The organism is Actinomycetota bacterium (assembly GCA_023488435.1).
Lineage (GTDB): Bacteria > Actinomycetota > Coriobacteriia > Anaerosomatales > UBA912 > UBA912.
Map to the genome: position 1 here is coordinate 39424 of JAMDCK010000009.1, position 15281 is coordinate 54704.

Annotated in this window: 16 protein-coding genes; 2 read left to right on the forward strand and 14 right to left on the reverse strand. The window is 65.9% G+C overall.

Features of this window, described 5'->3' with window-relative positions; all coding sequences use genetic code 11:
- Window positions 1-67: 67 nt before the first annotated feature.
- The 3 genes from M1617_01075 to M1617_01085 form a co-directional block, all read right to left on the reverse strand.
- A complete protein-coding gene (locus M1617_01075) occupies window positions 68-652 on the reverse strand; it encodes a biotin transporter BioY (GenBank protein MCL5886888.1) in 585 nt (194 codons plus the stop codon).
- Window positions 653-730: 78 nt separating this feature from the next.
- Complete coding sequence (locus M1617_01080; GenBank protein MCL5886889.1) at window positions 731-1708, reverse strand: biotin--[acetyl-CoA-carboxylase] ligase; 978 nt, start codon at window positions 1706-1708, stop codon at window positions 731-733.
- Window positions 1705-2469, reverse strand: coding sequence for a DedA family protein (locus M1617_01085; GenBank protein ID MCL5886890.1), 765 nt, complete (start codon window positions 2467-2469; stop codon window positions 1705-1707). Before M1617_01085 ends, M1617_01080 begins: the two co-directional genes overlap by 4 nt.
- Window positions 2470-2656: 187 nt before the next feature.
- On the opposite strand from M1617_01085, the gene M1617_01090 reads away from it, so the two are divergent.
- Window positions 2657-3799 (forward strand): thiolase domain-containing protein, encoded by a 1143-nt coding sequence (locus tag M1617_01090; GenBank protein MCL5886891.1) that lies wholly within the window; start codon window positions 2657-2659, stop codon window positions 3797-3799.
- The gene (locus M1617_01095) at window positions 3796-4905 is read left to right on the forward strand and encodes a 3-hydroxyacyl-CoA dehydrogenase NAD-binding domain-containing protein (GenBank protein ID MCL5886892.1); all 1110 of its coding nucleotides are present in this window, start codon (window positions 3796-3798) and stop codon (window positions 4903-4905) included. The genes M1617_01090 and M1617_01095 overlap by 4 nt, the downstream gene beginning before the upstream one ends.
- A 119-nt stretch (window positions 4906-5024) precedes the next feature.
- On the opposite strand, the gene nadC is transcribed toward M1617_01095, so the two are convergent.
- From nadC to ftsH, 11 genes are all read right to left on the reverse strand, one after another.
- Entirely contained in the window at window positions 5025-5957 is a 933-nt protein-coding gene (gene nadC, locus M1617_01100; protein ID MCL5886893.1) for a carboxylating nicotinate-nucleotide diphosphorylase, read from the reverse strand.
- Entirely contained in the window at window positions 5954-7576 is a 1623-nt protein-coding gene (gene nadB, locus M1617_01105; GenBank protein ID MCL5886894.1) for an L-aspartate oxidase, read from the reverse strand. Before nadB ends, nadC begins: the two co-directional genes overlap by 4 nt.
- Window positions 7569-8483 carry a quinolinate synthase NadA gene (nadA, locus tag M1617_01110; protein MCL5886895.1) on the reverse strand — a complete coding sequence of 305 codons (915 nt, stop codon included), beginning with the start codon at window positions 8481-8483 and terminating at the stop codon, window positions 7569-7571. Before nadA ends, nadB begins: the two co-directional genes overlap by 8 nt.
- Window positions 8480-9358, reverse strand: a complete 879-nt coding sequence (panC, locus tag M1617_01115; GenBank protein MCL5886896.1) for a pantoate--beta-alanine ligase — start codon at window positions 9356-9358, stop codon at window positions 8480-8482. The genes nadA and panC overlap by 4 nt, the downstream gene beginning before the upstream one ends.
- 3 nt (window positions 9359-9361) lie before the next feature.
- The gene (gene panB / locus M1617_01120) at window positions 9362-10237 is read right to left on the reverse strand and encodes a 3-methyl-2-oxobutanoate hydroxymethyltransferase (GenBank protein ID MCL5886897.1); all 876 of its coding nucleotides are present in this window, start codon (window positions 10235-10237) and stop codon (window positions 9362-9364) included.
- A gap of 129 nt (window positions 10238-10366) precedes the next feature.
- The gene (locus M1617_01125) at window positions 10367-10720 is read right to left on the reverse strand and encodes a DUF86 domain-containing protein (protein ID MCL5886898.1); all 354 of its coding nucleotides are present in this window, start codon (window positions 10718-10720) and stop codon (window positions 10367-10369) included.
- A complete protein-coding gene (locus tag M1617_01130) occupies window positions 10710-11018 on the reverse strand; it encodes a nucleotidyltransferase domain-containing protein (GenBank protein MCL5886899.1) in 309 nt (102 codons plus the stop codon). Before M1617_01130 ends, M1617_01125 begins: the two co-directional genes overlap by 11 nt.
- 87 nt (window positions 11019-11105) lie before the next feature.
- Entirely contained in the window at window positions 11106-11954 is an 849-nt protein-coding gene (gene folK / locus M1617_01135; protein MCL5886900.1) for a 2-amino-4-hydroxy-6-hydroxymethyldihydropteridine diphosphokinase, read from the reverse strand.
- 5 nt (window positions 11955-11959) lie between these two features.
- The gene (gene folP / locus M1617_01140) at window positions 11960-12799 is read right to left on the reverse strand and encodes a dihydropteroate synthase (protein MCL5886901.1); all 840 of its coding nucleotides are present in this window, start codon (window positions 12797-12799) and stop codon (window positions 11960-11962) included.
- Window positions 12800-12828: 29 nt separating this feature from the next.
- Window positions 12829-13395: a GTP cyclohydrolase I FolE gene (gene folE, locus M1617_01145; protein ID MCL5886902.1), complete on the reverse strand. Its 567-nt coding sequence runs from the start codon at window positions 13393-13395 to the stop codon at window positions 12829-12831.
- A partial coding sequence (gene ftsH / locus M1617_01150) for an ATP-dependent zinc metalloprotease FtsH (protein ID MCL5886903.1) occupies window positions 13392-15281 on the reverse strand: 1890 nt, incomplete at its 5' end. The genes folE and ftsH, both read right to left, overlap by 4 nt.

Genomic DNA, 15281 nt, shown 5'->3' on the forward strand with positions numbered 1-15281 from the left:
TCGATCGCGGAACAAAGTTACACGACCTATATTACTCAGGGGTCTGACATCGAGGAAGGTCGGGTCTTCAGGCCGCCGTTCTGACGCTCACGAGCCCGGTTCGGCGGATCGATGCGGCCACTCCGACCGCGACCGCGGCCTTTGCGATATCGAGCACGATGAATGGTGCGACGCCCCCGATGAATGCCTCGGCGGGTGAAAGACCGGTTACAAGCATGAGCTGGGCCCAGCCGAGCACGTAGATCACCGCGACTCCGACTGCGCAGGCGATGCCTTCGGCGATGATGGGGGTGACCCTGCCGGAGAACGCTTTGACCAGCAGTGCGACCGCCAGCGCTGCCGCTGCGAACCCGAAGAGATAGCCGCCGGTGGGGCCGATGAGCACGCCGATGCCGGATGCGAAGCCCGCGAACACGGGCACGCCGGCAGCGCCGAGGAGCAGGTACACGCCCACGGCCGCGAACGCCGCCAGCGGGCGCAGGAGCAGGCCGGCGAGCAGGACCGCGAAGACCTGCAGGGTGATTGGCACCGCGCCGATCGGGATGGAAATCACGGCAGACGCCGAGATGACCGCTGCGAACAGGGCGATGGTCGTGACGTCTCGGACGCTGAAAAGTCTGTCTCTGGTTGCGGGGGCCGGGCTTGATGTCATTGTCATCTCCACTTGTAAACCTTCGTTTGTAGTCGGTTTACAATACGCACGCCGAGGCCCGCCGTCAAGCACCGCGCCCTACTCGGCGCTCCCCCGAAGCGTCACGTCACCTGCCGAGACAACCGCGACCGCCCCACCTTCGGCGTGCAGCACGAGCCGCCCGAGCCCGTCGATCCCCTGCACGATCCCGGCGGCGCGTACAGCTCCGGTCACGTCGCGCACCACCACATCGGCACCGGCGAACATCGACCGGCGCTCATACTCCTCGCGCAGGGCCTCGAATCCCCGTGTGCTCCACTCGGCGAATGCCGAGGCGATCCCGTCGAGCACGACCGCAGCGACGTTCGCCAGCCGAAGATCGGCCTGTGGGCTCGCCACATCCGCGAGATAGCCGGCGCCTTCAATCCGAGTGGCCGACGGCCGGACGTTGATGCCGACGCCTGCGACCATCCACTCGGCGCGGTCCGCCTCGGCAGACATCTCGATGAGCACGCCCGCGAGCTTCCCGGGGCCCAGCAGCAGGTCGTTGGGCCACTTCAAGCTCGGATCGACGCCGAGACCGGCAAGCCCGCGCGCCACGCCGAGGGAGATCACGAGCGCCATCGGCGCTAGGTCGGCGAGGCCCACTTGGGGCCTGAGGATCGCCGAGAGGTAGAGGCCACCTTCGGGCGACTCCCACGTTCGACCCAGGCGTCCGCGCCCAGCGGTCTGCCTGGCGGCGAGCACGACGGTCCCGTGCGGAGCGCCTTCGCGGGCGAGCGTGCGCGCGTCGTCGTTGGTCGAGCCGGTCTCGACCCCGCCTTCCAGCCGGACCCACATCGGGTCGCGCACAAAGGCGCGGACGGCTCCGGGCACGGGAAGGTCAGGAGCGGCTACCAGCGAGTATCCGACTCCGGTCACCGCCTCGACCTGGTAGCCTAGGGCACCCAGGGCGGCGATGTGCTTCGCGATGGCAGCGCGGCTGACACCGAGGCGGGCGGCGAGTTCTTCGCCCGAGACCGCGGCGCCATCGGCCTCGATCAGCGCGGCGAGCACGTCGGATCGTCGGGTGCTCATCGGTCGCTGGCGGGTGGCTCGCTGGCTGACGCGCTCTCGGCGGTGGGCGCACTCTCGGCGAGCACATCCTCGGCGGCAGACCCCTCGATCTCATGGAGGTGCATGGCCTCCTCGAGAACCTTCTCGCGACGCTTCCTGTAGAAGCGCCTTCTGGCGAGGATGGCCAGCGTAATCACCGTGGTGAACAGCAGCAACCCGAATATCCCGAAGCCACGTGCGATATCGAGGGCCTTGTCGAAGTTCTCCCCGACCAGCACGCCTATGGCGCACATGAGCGAAGTCTGTGCGATGGCGCCCAAAAGCGTCCACCCCTGGAAGTGGAGAATGCGCATCCGGGTCACGCCGGCGATGACCGGCACGAAGTTCTTCAGGCCGGTGGCGAAGCGCGCGAAGAAGACCGCCTTGGGGCCATGCACCTCGAAGTATGCCTCGGCCTCGGCGACGCGCTCCTCGGTGATGTGGAAGCGATGGCCGTACTTGAGCAGGGTGTTGCGCCCGCCCTTGAGTCCGAAGAAGTACGAGATGTTCGACCCGACCACCGTGCCCACCACCGAGCTGATCCAGACCGCCGGAAGCCACAAAGTGCCCGTCTCAGGCGAGGTCAGGAACGCCGAGGCGATCACGATCGTCTCGCCAGGCGTGAACGACCCGATGATGAACAGGTTCTCGAAAGTCGTGAAGAACACCACGAGCGCGTACCCGTGGTAATCCAATAGGCCCAAGGCCCAATCGATGATGGGGATTCCTGTGATGGCATTCATGGTAACGTGCCCGTCCGTAACCTTTTCGATCGCCGAGGAGATCCCAGCGGATGCTCTCGATGATATTGCATGCGCAACCATCCGAGAATCCCCTAATCAAAGAGTGTGCCGTTGGTTGTATACACCGACCGAAAACCGTATGGTTGCATCAACCATGATGGCCGACTGACTCGAAAGGGCGAATCGATTGAGCTGCTATGTTATCGGCGCTGGAAAAACCCGCTTCGGCCCTTCCACTCATGCGATGCCCCGTCTCGCACAAGAGGCCATTCTCGGCGCCCTGGATGATGCGGGGATGTCGATAGAGGATATCGAGGCGTTCATTGTCGCCAATTTCCTCGGCGGGCCTAACGAGTCCCAACTACACCTCAACTCTGTGATTGCTGGCCTGTTTCCAGGTGTGCGGCGACCGGGCTGGCGAGTGGAAGCAGCGTGCGCTTCCGGAGGAGCGGCGGTGCATCAAGCGGTCCACATGCTGGCTGCTTACGATCCCATCCTGGTCATCGGGGTTGAGCGGCTATCCGGCCGTCCGACCGGTGAACTCACCCGCAACATCGGCATGGCCGGAGATGTGATCCTCGATCAGCTGCAGGGACTGAACTTTCCCGCATCCTACGCCCTGGTAGCTCAGCGTCACATGCAGCGATACGGCACACGCACCGACGACTTCGAGATCCTCAGCCTCAAGAACCACGCCAATGCACAGCTCAATCCGCTGGCCCACTTCTATCACAAGCAGGTGAGCCAGGCCGATATAGATTGCGGGGCGACCGTTGCTACTCCACTGCGACTGTTCGATTGCTGCCCTGTGTCTGACGGTGCTTCGGCAGTGATTCTGTCGGCGGAGGCGAAGGATGCACGCAGCGTGCCTTTGATCGGCACCGGATTGAGCACGGATGTCATCTCACTGGCACAGCGCGACGAGCACGACACGTTCGCCAGCGCGCGCGAGGCGGCACGGATGGCCTACGCCCAGGCCGGGATATCCCCGTCGGACATCGATCTCGCCGAGGTTCACGATTGCTTCACCATCGCCGAGATCGTGGCAATGGAGGATCTTGGGCTGGCCGCTCCCGGAGAAGCCGTCGATCTCATCCGAGCCGGGCAAACGAGTACCGGCGGCGAGCTGCCGATCAATCCGAGCGGCGGCCTGAAGGCTGGCGGACACGCTATCAGCGCCACCGGCGTCGGTCAGGTGTACGAAGCCTGCCAACAACTCAGAGGCGAGGCCGGGGATCGCCAAGTGCGTGATGCACGCGTGGCCGTGACCCACAATGTCGGTGGCGTCGGCGGAACCTGCGCAGTGCAGGTCCTAGGGAGGCCCTCATGAGTGTGCGGTCATGCCAGGGTTGCGGACGCAGGTACGGCTATCCATTCGATGAGTGCACCGTCTGTCGTTCCCCTCTCGCCGAGACCGGAGAGCGAAGCGGGAAGGTCATCGCAGTCACCGAAGTCGCCGCGCCATCGCTGGGGCACGAGGACGTGCCTTACTGGTGTGCGCTTGTGATGCTCGATGACGGCGGCCACGCAATCTCGAAACACGACGCGCCTGTTGCGATCGGCGATAAGCTGAGCCTCGGTGCCGGACAGACAGCGGCAGAATATCGCATCGGTATAGTGGGGTCGGGCGTGATGGCGCGTGGCTTGGTGGAACTCTTCTTGGCAAGAGGTCTCGAGGTGGTCTGGGTGGCTCGCTCACTGGAGCGCCTGGAGATCGCCAAAGCCAAGGTCGAGTCACGACTAGTGCGCGTCATGGACGACGAACAACTCGCCGTCGCACTCTCAAGCTTGGCCCTCTCAGACGATCTTGCGAGCTTAGCCGAGTGCGATCTGGTGATTGAAGCAGTCGTAGAAGAGGTCGAACCGAAGCTTGCGGTATTGCGCAGCATAGAGCAGGCCGTTTCTTCCGAGTGTCTCATCGCCACGAACACCTCCTCGCTCCCTCTCGATGTTCTCGCCAGCGCACTCGAGCACCCGATGCGCTTCGGGGGAATGCACTTCTTCAACCCGCCGATCAGGATGCGGCTCGTGGAAGTCGTGCGGGCGCCCCAGACCGATGATGATACTGACGAGCGGCTGTTCGAGCTGAGCCTAGCGCTTGGTAAGATCCCAGTCCGAGTAGCCAACAGCCCCGGGTTCGTCGTCAACAGAGTTCTGATGCCGCTGCTCAACGAGGCTGTTCGCGCACTCGAGGATGGCGTCGCGCCCGCCGAGGACATCGATGAGGCCATTCGCCTTGGACTGAACCACCCGATGGGCCCGTTGGCCCTTGCCGATTTGATCGGACTGGATGTCGTCGTCAACATCATGGACGACCTACATGATCGGCTTGGGGATACTGCCTACGCGCCTAGACCGATGCTTCGGCAATTGGTCGAGGAAGGTAAATCCGGCCGCAAAGCCGGCGAAGGATTCTACGACTACTCGGTGCAATAGCTGTTGACAGGGCACAGGCCGAAGAGCAGTATGGTTGTCAGATTACCCCTGTGCTGAGGTGCAGGGCGCGAAACCGTCCACCAGGGCGGTTTCTGCTTTTCTGCGATCCACTCTCCGCCTCAGCCCTCGTCCAGCCCGTAATCCAGCGGCGGCGCGAGGGTGAGCGCACTCGTCGAGACCCTGTCGACCCCGACCTCGCGAAGCGCCGCGAGCCGTTCGAAAGCCACCGATCCGCTCGCCTCGATGAGCACCTGAGCCCCACGCCGAGCGGCAACCTCGCGCACGACCCCGATCGCATGCTTGAGTGCAGCGTCATCCATGTTGTCGAGCAACAGCATGTCCGCGCCTGCGGCGACGGCCTCGATGGCCTGCTCGGCGGCATCGGCCTCGACCTGCACCCGAAGGCCCGGTGCGTGCGTGCGCGCCGTGACGACGGCTTCGGCGATCGACCCGGCGAAGCGGATGTGGTTGTCCTTGACGAGCACCATGTCGTACAGCCCCACGCGGTGGTTATGCGCGCCGCCGATGCGCACGGCGTACTTCGAGAGGCCACGCAGCCCGGGCAGCGTCTTGCGGGTGTCGACGACCGCGAGCCCGTCGCCCGCCTCGGCCTGCCAGCGCGCAGCCGTCGTGGCGACGCCTGAGAGCACCATGAGCGCATTGAGCGCACTCCGCTCGCCAGCGAGGACCGCTCGCGCAGGACCGCTCACGCGCGCGACCGCGATACCCGCCGAGACACCCGTGCCCTCCAGCAGCAGCGGCTCGACCTCGACTCCGCGAGCAAGCCCGACTGCCGAGGAGAGCATCTCCCACACCCGCGCAGCAATCGGCAGGCCGCACAGCACGCCTTCGGAGCGCAGGACGATGCGGCCCTCGAAGACTGCGTCCGCCGGGACGAGCGCTGCCGAGGTGACGTCGCGGTCGAGCAGATCGGGCGCGCCGCCGGGGATGCGCAGCAGTGAGGCGTCGACGCCGAGGTCTTCGGCGAGTGCGAGCGCGATGATGTCGTCGGCGGGCGGGACCTCGACGAGCGGTCGCTGGTGGCCGGTCATCCGGCGTCACCGCCCTTCGTCGGCTCGAACCTGGCGGACTCGCCGCGGCGCCAGACCAGGTGGCCGCGCCAGCGGTCGTCTCGGCGGTCGGGGAAGTCGTCGCGATGGTGGGTCCCGCGGGTCTCCTCGCGCGCAGCAGCGGCCTGCGTGATGAGCCCGGCGACTGTGAGCAGGTTCGCGAGTTCGGGGTCGGCCGCGGCCTCGGGCGCACTGGCGAGCGCAGCAATCTCGCGAGTCGCGTGTGCGAGCGACTCCGCCGAGCGCGTGACGCCGACGAAGCTCGACATCACCTCCTGCAGCTGCTCGCGGATCGCAGCGCCTGCGAGGGCGCCGGGTGTGGCGGCCGCGACCTGCGGGGCCTCCGAGCGCGGGGCCGCTGCGGGCTCCGAGTCCGCCGCGGGCTCCGCGTGCGCCGAGGGCTCCTCGGCAAGTAACGCTCGCGCGATCCGCCGAGAGAACACCAGCCCCTCCAAAAGCGAGTTGGATGCGAGTCGGTTCGCTCCGTGCAGCCCGCTCGCCGCGACCTCGCCGGTGGCGAAGAGGCCCGCAAGCGAGGAGCGTCCGTCGATGTCGACCCGTACGCCGCCGATCATGTAGTGGGCGGCAGGTGCCACGGGGATGAGGTCGGTCGCCAGGTTGTATCCGGCTTCGACGCACATCTCCCAGATGGTCGGGAAGCGCTGCTTGAGATAGTCGCCGCCCAGATGGCGCGCGTCGAGCCACACGTTCGGGCGCCCGCAGCGCGCCATGACGCTCTCGATTTCGCGGCTGACCACGTCGCGCGGGGCGAGTTCGGCGAGCGGATGGAGGCCAAGCATGAAGCGCTGCTCGGCGCAGTCCAGCAGGTAGGCACCTTCGCCGCGCAGGGCTTCGGTGATGAGGAACTTGGGGCTCGACTCGTGGTCCAGAGCCGTCGGGTGGAACTGCACGAACTCGAGGTCAGCGATCTCGGCCCCGGCGCGCCACGCGGCCGCTACCCCGTCGCCGGTTGCTATCGCAGGGTTGGTGGTCACGCGATAGACCTGCCCGCAGCCGCCGGTCGCGAGCACGACGGCGTCGGCGCGGCACACTTCGGCGATCCCGGTGGTCATGTCGCGGACGATCGCACCCGTGCAGCGGCCCTCTTCGACCAGCAGGTCGACAAGGAAACGCTCCTCGAGAATCTCGACCCCGGCGGCCTGCCGAACGCATCTCGACAGCGCGTCTTGCACCGCCGCGCCGGTCGCGTCGCCCGAGTGCAGGACCCTCGGCAGCGAATGGCCGCCCTCGCGGGCCAGGCTCACCTTCCCAGGTGCCGAGTGATCGAAGCCGACCCCGAACGCCTGCAGCTCGCGCAGGGCCTCGGCGGCCTCGCCCACGACCGCCTCCACGACCTCGGAGGCGTTGATCCCCGCGCCGGCCGCCAGCGTGTCGGCCAGGTGCAGCTCGACCGAGTCGGTCTCCCCGACCGCCCCGGCGATGCCTCCCTGCGCGTGCCACGTGCTGGTGTCCTCGACCCGCGACTTCGTGACGAGCGTGACCGAGCGCTTGCCCGCGAGACACAGCGCCGCGGTCAGTCCCGCGATCCCGCTGCCCACCACGAGAACGTCGCAGCGCCTCTGTCCGCCGAGGTCAGCCAATGGCTATCATGCGCTCGACGGCGGCCCGCGCCCGGGCGGCCACATCTTCATCGACGTCGATCGCGTGCTGCGCAAACAGCAGCGAGTCGCGGACCTTCTCGATCGTCGTGACCTTCATGTTGGGGCAAAGCATCCTCGGCTCGATGTTGAAAAACCGCTTGCCCGGCGCGGCCTTCGATAGCGCGTGCAGCAGGCCCTCCTCGGTCACCACGATGAACTCGTCGGCCGGACTGGCGGCCGCATGAGCGAGCATCTGGCTCGTCGAGAGCACCGCATGTGCGAGATCGACGACCTCGGGGCGGCATTCTGGGTGCACCAGCACCTCGGCATCGGGGTGCGTCTCCATCGCCGAGGAGACCTGGGCAATCGTGACCTCCTCGTGGATCGGGCAGTATCCGGGCCACGGGACGATCTCGACCTCGGGAAGCGCCCGCGCGACCCAGGCCGCCAGATTGCGGTCGGGGCCGAAAAGCACCTTGGGCGCGTCCAGGGAGCGGACCACGGCGACAGCGTTGGCGCTCGTGACGCAGATGTCGGTGAGCGATTTGACCGCCGCGGTCGAGTTCACGTATGTGACCACGGGGATCCCGGGGTTCTCGGCGCGCCACGTCGCCAGGGCATCGGCGGACATCATGTCGGCCATCGGGCATCCGGCAGCCGGTTCGGGCATCAGCACCGTCTTGGTGGGCGAGAGGATCTTCGCGGTCTCGGCCATGAAGTGCACTCCCGCAAAGACGATCACATCTGCCGAAGTCGCCGCAGCCTGCCGGGAAAGCCCCAGCGAATCGCCGACGAAATCCGCGACGTCCTGGACTTCCGCGCGCTGATAGTTGTGAGCGAGTATGACCGCACCGCGCTCGGCGGCAAGGCCTCGGACCTGCTCCGCGATGGCGTTGTGGGTGCTCATGGGCGGTCCAAGGGCGGCGTGAGCGGTGCGTTGTCGATCAGGCGCACCGACCCGACGCGGCCGGCCACGAGCGCACGCGCCGGGCGGTCGACCACCGGCATCGGCGCGAGCGTAAGCGGATCGACGACGACCGCGTAGTCGAGATCGGCGCCGGGTCTGGCGGCGAACTCGGCGGCCATGAGGGCCTCGAGCGCGTCGGCAGACGCCTCGCCTCGAGCCAGCGCGCCTTCGGCCGCCTGCAGCGCAGCGTAGAGCGCGAGCGCGTCGGTGCGATTGCCGGGGCCGAGCAGCGCGTTTCTCGATGAGAGCGCGAGTCCGTCCCGGTCACGCACGACGGGGCACGCGACGAGCGTGGTCGCGATATCCAAGTCCCGCACGACCTTCTCGACGATGCGGAGCTGCTGATAATCCTTCTCGCCGAAGAACGCGAGCTGCGGTCTCAATATGCCGAAGAGTTTGGCGACGACCGTGGCGACGCCCACGAAGTGCCCGGGGCGCGAGCTACCTTCCCAGAGATCGCCGAGCGGGCCCGGGTCGACTGTGGCCGCGCCGGGTGCCAGTCCGCCGCCGGGACCGTACATCACCTCGGCGGTCGGGGCGAAGAGCAGATCGACGTCCTCGGCAGCGAGCAGCGACGCGTCCCTGGCCAGGTCACGCGGGTACGACTCGAAATCCGTCGACTCGCCGAACTGCGAGGGGTTCACGAAGACCGAGGCCACGACGTACGCGGCCCGCTTGCGCTTGGCGGCGCGCACCAGCGACAGGTGGCCTTCGTGCAGGGCGCCCATCGTCGGCACGAAGGCGATCGTCCTGCCTTCACGCACCGCATCGGCGATCGCCTGCCGCGCCTCCTCTTTCGATACGACCTTCTCCACCGGCTAGCCTTCTTCCAGCGATCGAAGGACTTCGGCGTGCACGGCGGGATCGAGCCGGGTCGACTGCTCATCGCCGGGGAACTCGCGCCCCCGCACCTGCGCGACATAATCGCCGAGCGCCTGGGTCATCGCCGAGCCGATCTCGGCGTAACGCTTCGCATGCCTGGGCGACTTCGAACCACCAAGGCCGAGGATGTCGTGGAAGACCTGCACCTGCCCGTCGCATCCGACGCCCGCGCCGATGCCGATCGTCGGGATCGTAAGCTGCGAGCTGACGACCTCGGCGAGTTCGGCGGGGATGCACTCGAGGACGACCGCGAACGCGCCCGCATCCTGCAGCGCGAGGCAGTCGTCGCGGAGTCGCCTGGCCGCCTGCGCGTCTTTGGCTTGCACTCGGAATCCGCCGAGCTGGTGCACGGATTGCGGCGTCAGGCCGACGTGGCCCATCACCGGGATGCCGGCTTCGGTGAGCCTGCGTACTGTCGGCGCGATGGTCGCTCCGCCCTCGACCTTGACGGCGTGTGCGCCTGTCTCGGCGAGTATGCTCCCGGCGTTGCGTAGCGCATCGGCGGCAGTGACCTGGAATGTCATGAATGGCATGTCGACCACGACGAGCGCGCGCTGCACGCCTCGCACCACAGCGCGACCGTGGTGGAGCATGTCGTCGAGTGTGACCGGAAGCGTCGAGTCGTAGCCGAGCACCACCATGCCGAGCGAGTCGCCGACCAGCACGACATCGGCACCGGCCTCATCGGCGAGTCGGCCCGAAGGCGCGTCGTATGCGGTGAGCATCGCGATAGGTAGAGCTGCGCGTTTCATCTCAAGCAAAGTCAGAATCGAGACCCGTGGTGGTCTCTGTGAGGAAGCTGTGTCGCCCATGGGCGCTCCTTTCCCGGTTCTACCGTCTCAGTCTCCTCCTTGCGGGAGATCCAAGCGGTCCCGTACGGGGTGAGAACGCAGTATATCATCAGGCGGGGTCAGGGGCATCCTCGATGTCCACGACGAGTATCAGTCGGCCGCGTGGAGCTCATCGAGCAGAGTCGAACACTCTCCTCTGAGCACCGAGGCTTCGTGGGTGGCGATTCCCCAAACGATTACGTCGTCGATCGACGGATAATCGTGGGTAAGCTGATTTCTAAAGCCGACGATCATCGAAGCGTGCGATATCCTCAGCGCCAAGCTAGGATCCAGCCGCGACAACGTGTTCACGGCCTCTCCTATCGTGATGAACTGACGCTCCACAGCTGCGCGGATGATCGGATCGCTCTGGTAACCAGCGAGGTCGATATCTTTGAGCGCAAGATCGATCGTGTCGCAAGCGTCGATGATGTCCGCCAGATATGCCAGGACGCTACGCGGCATACAACACCTGCTTGGTGAGCTCGATATCAGCCGCGATGAAGCGGTTCTTGACCGCACCGGCGGACACGAGATCGACATCTGAACCAAGCAGCTCTTTGAGGTCATCGAGTAAGGCGAAGTAGGACTTGGCCTTCTCGTAGGGCTCCATAGGCGCGAATTCAACGAGCAGGTCGATGTCACTTCCACCGGGACGAAAGTCGTCGCGAATTGCTGACCCGAACACGTACATGCGGGATACATGGTGTCGCTCACACAGGGAGACGATCGCATCATGCTTGTCCTTGAGTATGGGAATCACGCCATCGACCTCCACCGGTATCTACAGCCCCGCAAGAATCATTATCGTGGCATCACTCGGAACATTCAACTTTCAGCGACTACCCGATCACTCCTCCCCCGCATCGCTCCAGTCGATCGGTGCCGCGGCGATCGACGCAAGCAGCTCGCGCGCCCGTACGGCATCTGGCGCAGGCACCTTGAGCGTGTACCGCCGAGTGAACCCGTAGGGATCGCTGGCGAGCTTGGGGTCGAACGGGTCCCACATCCATGCGATGCGCTCCTGCGTCAGGACCATCTCGGCCAAGGAGCCCTCGACCTGCCCGGCCATACCGACCTGCCCCGGAAATCCGCCGAGCACGAACGCGGGCCCCCGCGAGAATGGCGCCGGATCCTCGCCGAACTCCAGCACGGTCTCCCACTCGTGGCCGACGGCCGCCACCGATGGCGGGCGGGAGAAGCCCGGCACCGGACCCAAGTCGCGGACCACGCGCCCGACGCGCACGCTATCCCGCGTGACCGGCGACCCGTCGGGCCACCTCGCGTCGGCGTCGACTTCGAGCAGCGGCGTGATCACGAAGTCCCGCTCGGCCATCCGAAGGTGCGGGATGATCGCCGCGCCGCTCGTGCGCTCCTCGCCTTGCGCGAGCAGGATGTCGATGTCGATGACCCGCGGTGCGTTGCGCTCGGCCCCGGGATCGCGCCCCAACCCGACCTCGATGTCCTTGACGGCCGCAAGCAGGTTCTCCACCTGCAGCGAAGTCTCGATGATCGCCACCGCGTTCACGAAGACGGGGCTGCTCGCATTCGGCCAGGGTTCGCTCTCAACCGCCGAGGAGACCGCCATCACCGAGGTCCCTTCGAGCGCCTCGACATGCGCGAGCGCCTTGGCGATCGCGGCTAGCTTGTCGCCGCCCGGCAGGTCCAGATTGCTTCCCAGCCCGATGTGGACGCGCATGGCTCTCACCCTCTAGATAGTGCCCTGGCAACACACAGGGCCTGGACGGTCTCGGCGACATCGTGCGTCCGGATCACGGCGGCACCCCTTGCGGCACCCATCACCGCTGCGGCGATGCTGCCGCCCAGGCGATTCTTAGGTCCGCCGGCCGATGCGCCACACAGGTCCGCGATGAAGCGCTTGCGCGACGCCCCCAGCATGACCGGATAGCCTGCCGAAGCGAACTCGTGCAGCGAGCGCATCAGCGCCAGGTTGTGCTCGATCGTCTTACCAAAACCTATCCCCGGATCCAAACAGATGCGCTCGCGTGCGACTCCTTCGGCGAGTAGCGCGTCCGCTCGGGAAAGTAGATGCTGCTTCACCTCGGCGACCACGTCGTCGTAGACGGGCCGCTCCTGCATCGTCGTCGGCTCGCCGAGCATGTGCATGACCACCAGTCCCGCATCCGAAGCGGCGGCCACCTGGCGCATCTTGGGGTCAGCGAATCCGGTGACGTCGTTGATCACGCTCGCGCCCATCTCGATGGCGGCTGCGGCCACCGACGCGTGGCGCGTGTCGACGGATACCGGGAAGCCCCCTTCGGCAGCTAAAGCAGCCACCACGGGCAGCACGCGGGCCGCTTCCTCATCGGGATCGACCGCGTCCGCGCCCGGACGGGTGGACTCCCCGCCCACGTCGATCATGTGAGCGCCGGCGTCGAGGAGGTCTTGTGCGTGTCGGACGGCGCTCTCGATGCAGCCGTAGCGGCCGCCGTCGTAGAAGGAGTCCGGCGTCACGTTCACGATGCCCATCACCAGCGGACGGTCGCAAGTCAGTTCGATGGTGCCGCATCTCCAGATGCCCATGATCGCCCGATCCTTCGCGTCAAGCGCGCCTATCTGCCGATGGTGATGAGTGACATGGCCTCGGCACGGGTGGCCGGGTTACTCTCGAAAAGTCCCCGAACGGCGCTGGTCGTCGTTATCGATCCGGGCTTCTGCACGCCACGCATCGACATGCACAGATGCTCGGCCTCGATCACGACCATGACTCCGGCCGGCTCGAGACATCGCACCAGCGTATCGGCGATCTGCGAGGTGAGTCGCTCCTGGACCTGTGGGCGTCGCGCGTACGCGTCGACCACGCGAGCGAGTTTCGACAAGCCGCATATCCGGCCGTCCTCGCCCGGGATGTAGGCCACATGCGCCCGCCCCATGAACGGCGTCAGGTGATGCTCGCACATCGAGTACAGCGCAATGTCTCGCAGAAGCACCATCTCCTGGTGCGCCTCGTTGAAGGTCACCCGGAAGTGCTCGGCGGGGTCGACGGTCATCCCGGCGAAGACCTCCGAGTACATGTCGGCTACTCGCCGAGGCGTTTCGAGCAGCCCCTCGCGGTCGGGATCCTCCCCGACGCCCTCGAGGATGAGCCTCACGCCCGCCTCTATCTTCTCGCGGTTCACGCCCGGCCTATCACCGGCGGGGTGTCCGGGACTTCGGTTCCATCGCTTGAGTCCGGATCGGCATCCCCGGCTTGCGGCTCATCGGCGGCCTCAGCCTCGGAAGCCGCGGCCTTCTGCTCCTCGGCGCCGCTCTCGGCCTGCTCGGCCTTCTTGGCCTCGGCCTCCTTCTCGGTCACCAAGAACTCGGCCCAGCGGTTCTCGAGAAGCGCAGCGAGCTCCTCCTTATCGACCGTCTCGCGCTCGATGAGCACGTCGGTGATCAGCTCGAGCTGGTCACGGCGCTCCATGAGAATCGCCCGCGCCCTGTCATACGACTGGTCGATGAGCGTCTTGATCTCCTTGTCGATCTCGTACGCGATCTCCGGACTGTAATCCGCATTCGCGCTGAAATCCCTGCCGAGGAAGACCTCGTGGGTCGCATCGCCGAACGTCTGCGGCCCGAGCTTCTCCGACATGCCGAAGCGCGTCACCATCGCCTTGGCGATCTTGGTCGCCCGCTCGATGTCGTTGCTCGCGCCGGTGGTTATCTCGCCTACCGCCAGCGACTCTGCCACGCGGCCGCCGAGCAACATCGCGATATCGTCGAGCATCTCGCTACGGGAGTTCAGGAACCTGTCTTCCTGAGGCAGCGCCAGCGTGTAACCCAGTGCCTGACCTCGGGCGATGATCGAGATCTTGTGAATCGGGTCGGTGTGGGTAAGCACGTGGCCGACAAGGGCGTGCCCGGCCTCGTGGTATGCGATGACCCGCTTCTCCTCCTCGGAGATTATGCGGCTCTTGCGCTCGGGTCCGGAGATCACGCGCTCGATGGCCTCGTCGAGTTCGAGCATGTCGATCTTCTTCTTGCCGTGGCGGGCTGCCAGAAGCGCAGCCTCGTTCACCAGGTTGGCGAGGTCCGCTCCGGTGAATCCGGGGGTGCGGCGCGCCAGGACCTCGAGATCAATCTCGTCTTCCATGGGCTTGCCGGCGCTGTGAATCTTGAGGATATCGTGACGGCCCTTGAGATCCGGCCGGTCCACGACGATCTGCCTGTCGAAACGCCCGGGACGCAGCAGCGCCGGGTCGAGGATGTCGGGGCGGTTGGTCGCCGCGATCAAGATGATGTTGTCCTTGATGTCGAAGCCGTCCATCTCGACCAGAAGCTGGTTGAGGGTCTGCTCGCGCTCGTCATGCCCGCCGCCGAGACCCGCGCCACGCTGGCGGCCCACAGCATCGATCTCATCCATGAAGATGATGCAGGGGCTCGAGGCCTTGGCCTGCTCGAAGAGATCGCGCACGCGGCTTGCGCCGACGCCGACGAACATCTCGACGAAGTCCGATCCCGAGATCGAGAAGAAAGGCACCGACGCCTCGCCGGCAACAGCCCTTGCGAGCAGCGTCTTACCCGTGCCCGGAGGGCCCACCAGCAGGACACCTTTGGGGATCTTGGCCCCCAGCGCCTGGAACTTGGCGGGGTTGGCGAGAAACTCCTTGATCTCGTCAAGCTCCTCAAGGGCTTCGTCGACGCCGGCCACATCCTTGAAGGTAATCCGCGGCTGATCGCGCGTCATCTTCTTGGCCTTGGCCTTCCCGAAGTTCATCACTTTGGAGTTGCCGCCCTGCATCTGTGTGAGCAGGAAGATCAGCAGTCCGGCGAAGAACAGGATCGGCAGGACCGTCATGGCTATCGAGCCCCACGGTATCGGGGTGGTCGGATCCACCTTGTAGTCGACGTCAGGATTGGCGGCCATCAGCTCGTTGAGGCTGTCAGCTCCCACGAAAGTCGACGTGTAATAGACAAGCGCATCGGCGCCTTCGGCCTTTGCCTCGGCGTCAGGCCAGAACCTTCCGGTGATGACCGACTCGGCGACCACGAAAGATGCCGACGAAACACGCTCGTCCTCGAC

Excerpts from the sequence above, each read along its gene's own strand:
- M1617_01075 (MCL5886888.1), bottom strand. The coding sequence starts at position 652 with ATGACATCAAGCCCGGCCCCCGCAACCAGAGACAGACTTTTCAGCGTC.
- M1617_01080 (MCL5886889.1), bottom strand. The coding sequence starts at position 1,708 with ATGAGCACCCGACGATCCGACGTGCTCGCCGCGCTGATCGAGGCCGAT.
- M1617_01085 (MCL5886890.1), bottom strand. The coding sequence starts at position 2,469 with ATGAATGCCATCACAGGAATCCCCATCATCGATTGGGCCTTGGGCCTA.
- M1617_01095 (MCL5886892.1), top strand. The coding sequence starts at position 3,796 with ATGAGTGTGCGGTCATGCCAGGGTTGCGGACGCAGGTACGGCTATCCA.
- nadC (MCL5886893.1), bottom strand. The coding sequence starts at position 5,957 with ATGACCGGCCACCAGCGACCGCTCGTCGAGGTCCCGCCCGCCGACGAC.
- nadA (MCL5886895.1), bottom strand. The coding sequence starts at position 8,483 with ATGAGCACCCACAACGCCATCGCGGAGCAGGTCCGAGGCCTTGCCGCC.
- panB (MCL5886897.1), bottom strand. The coding sequence starts at position 10,237 with ATGGGCGACACAGCTTCCTCACAGAGACCACCACGGGTCTCGATTCTG.
- M1617_01125 (MCL5886898.1), bottom strand. The coding sequence starts at position 10,720 with ATGCCGCGTAGCGTCCTGGCATATCTGGCGGACATCATCGACGCTTGC.
- folK (MCL5886900.1), bottom strand. The coding sequence starts at position 11,954 with ATGCGCGTCCACATCGGGCTGGGAAGCAATCTGGACCTGCCGGGCGGC.
- folP (MCL5886901.1), bottom strand. The coding sequence starts at position 12,799 with ATGGGCATCTGGAGATGCGGCACCATCGAACTGACTTGCGACCGTCCG.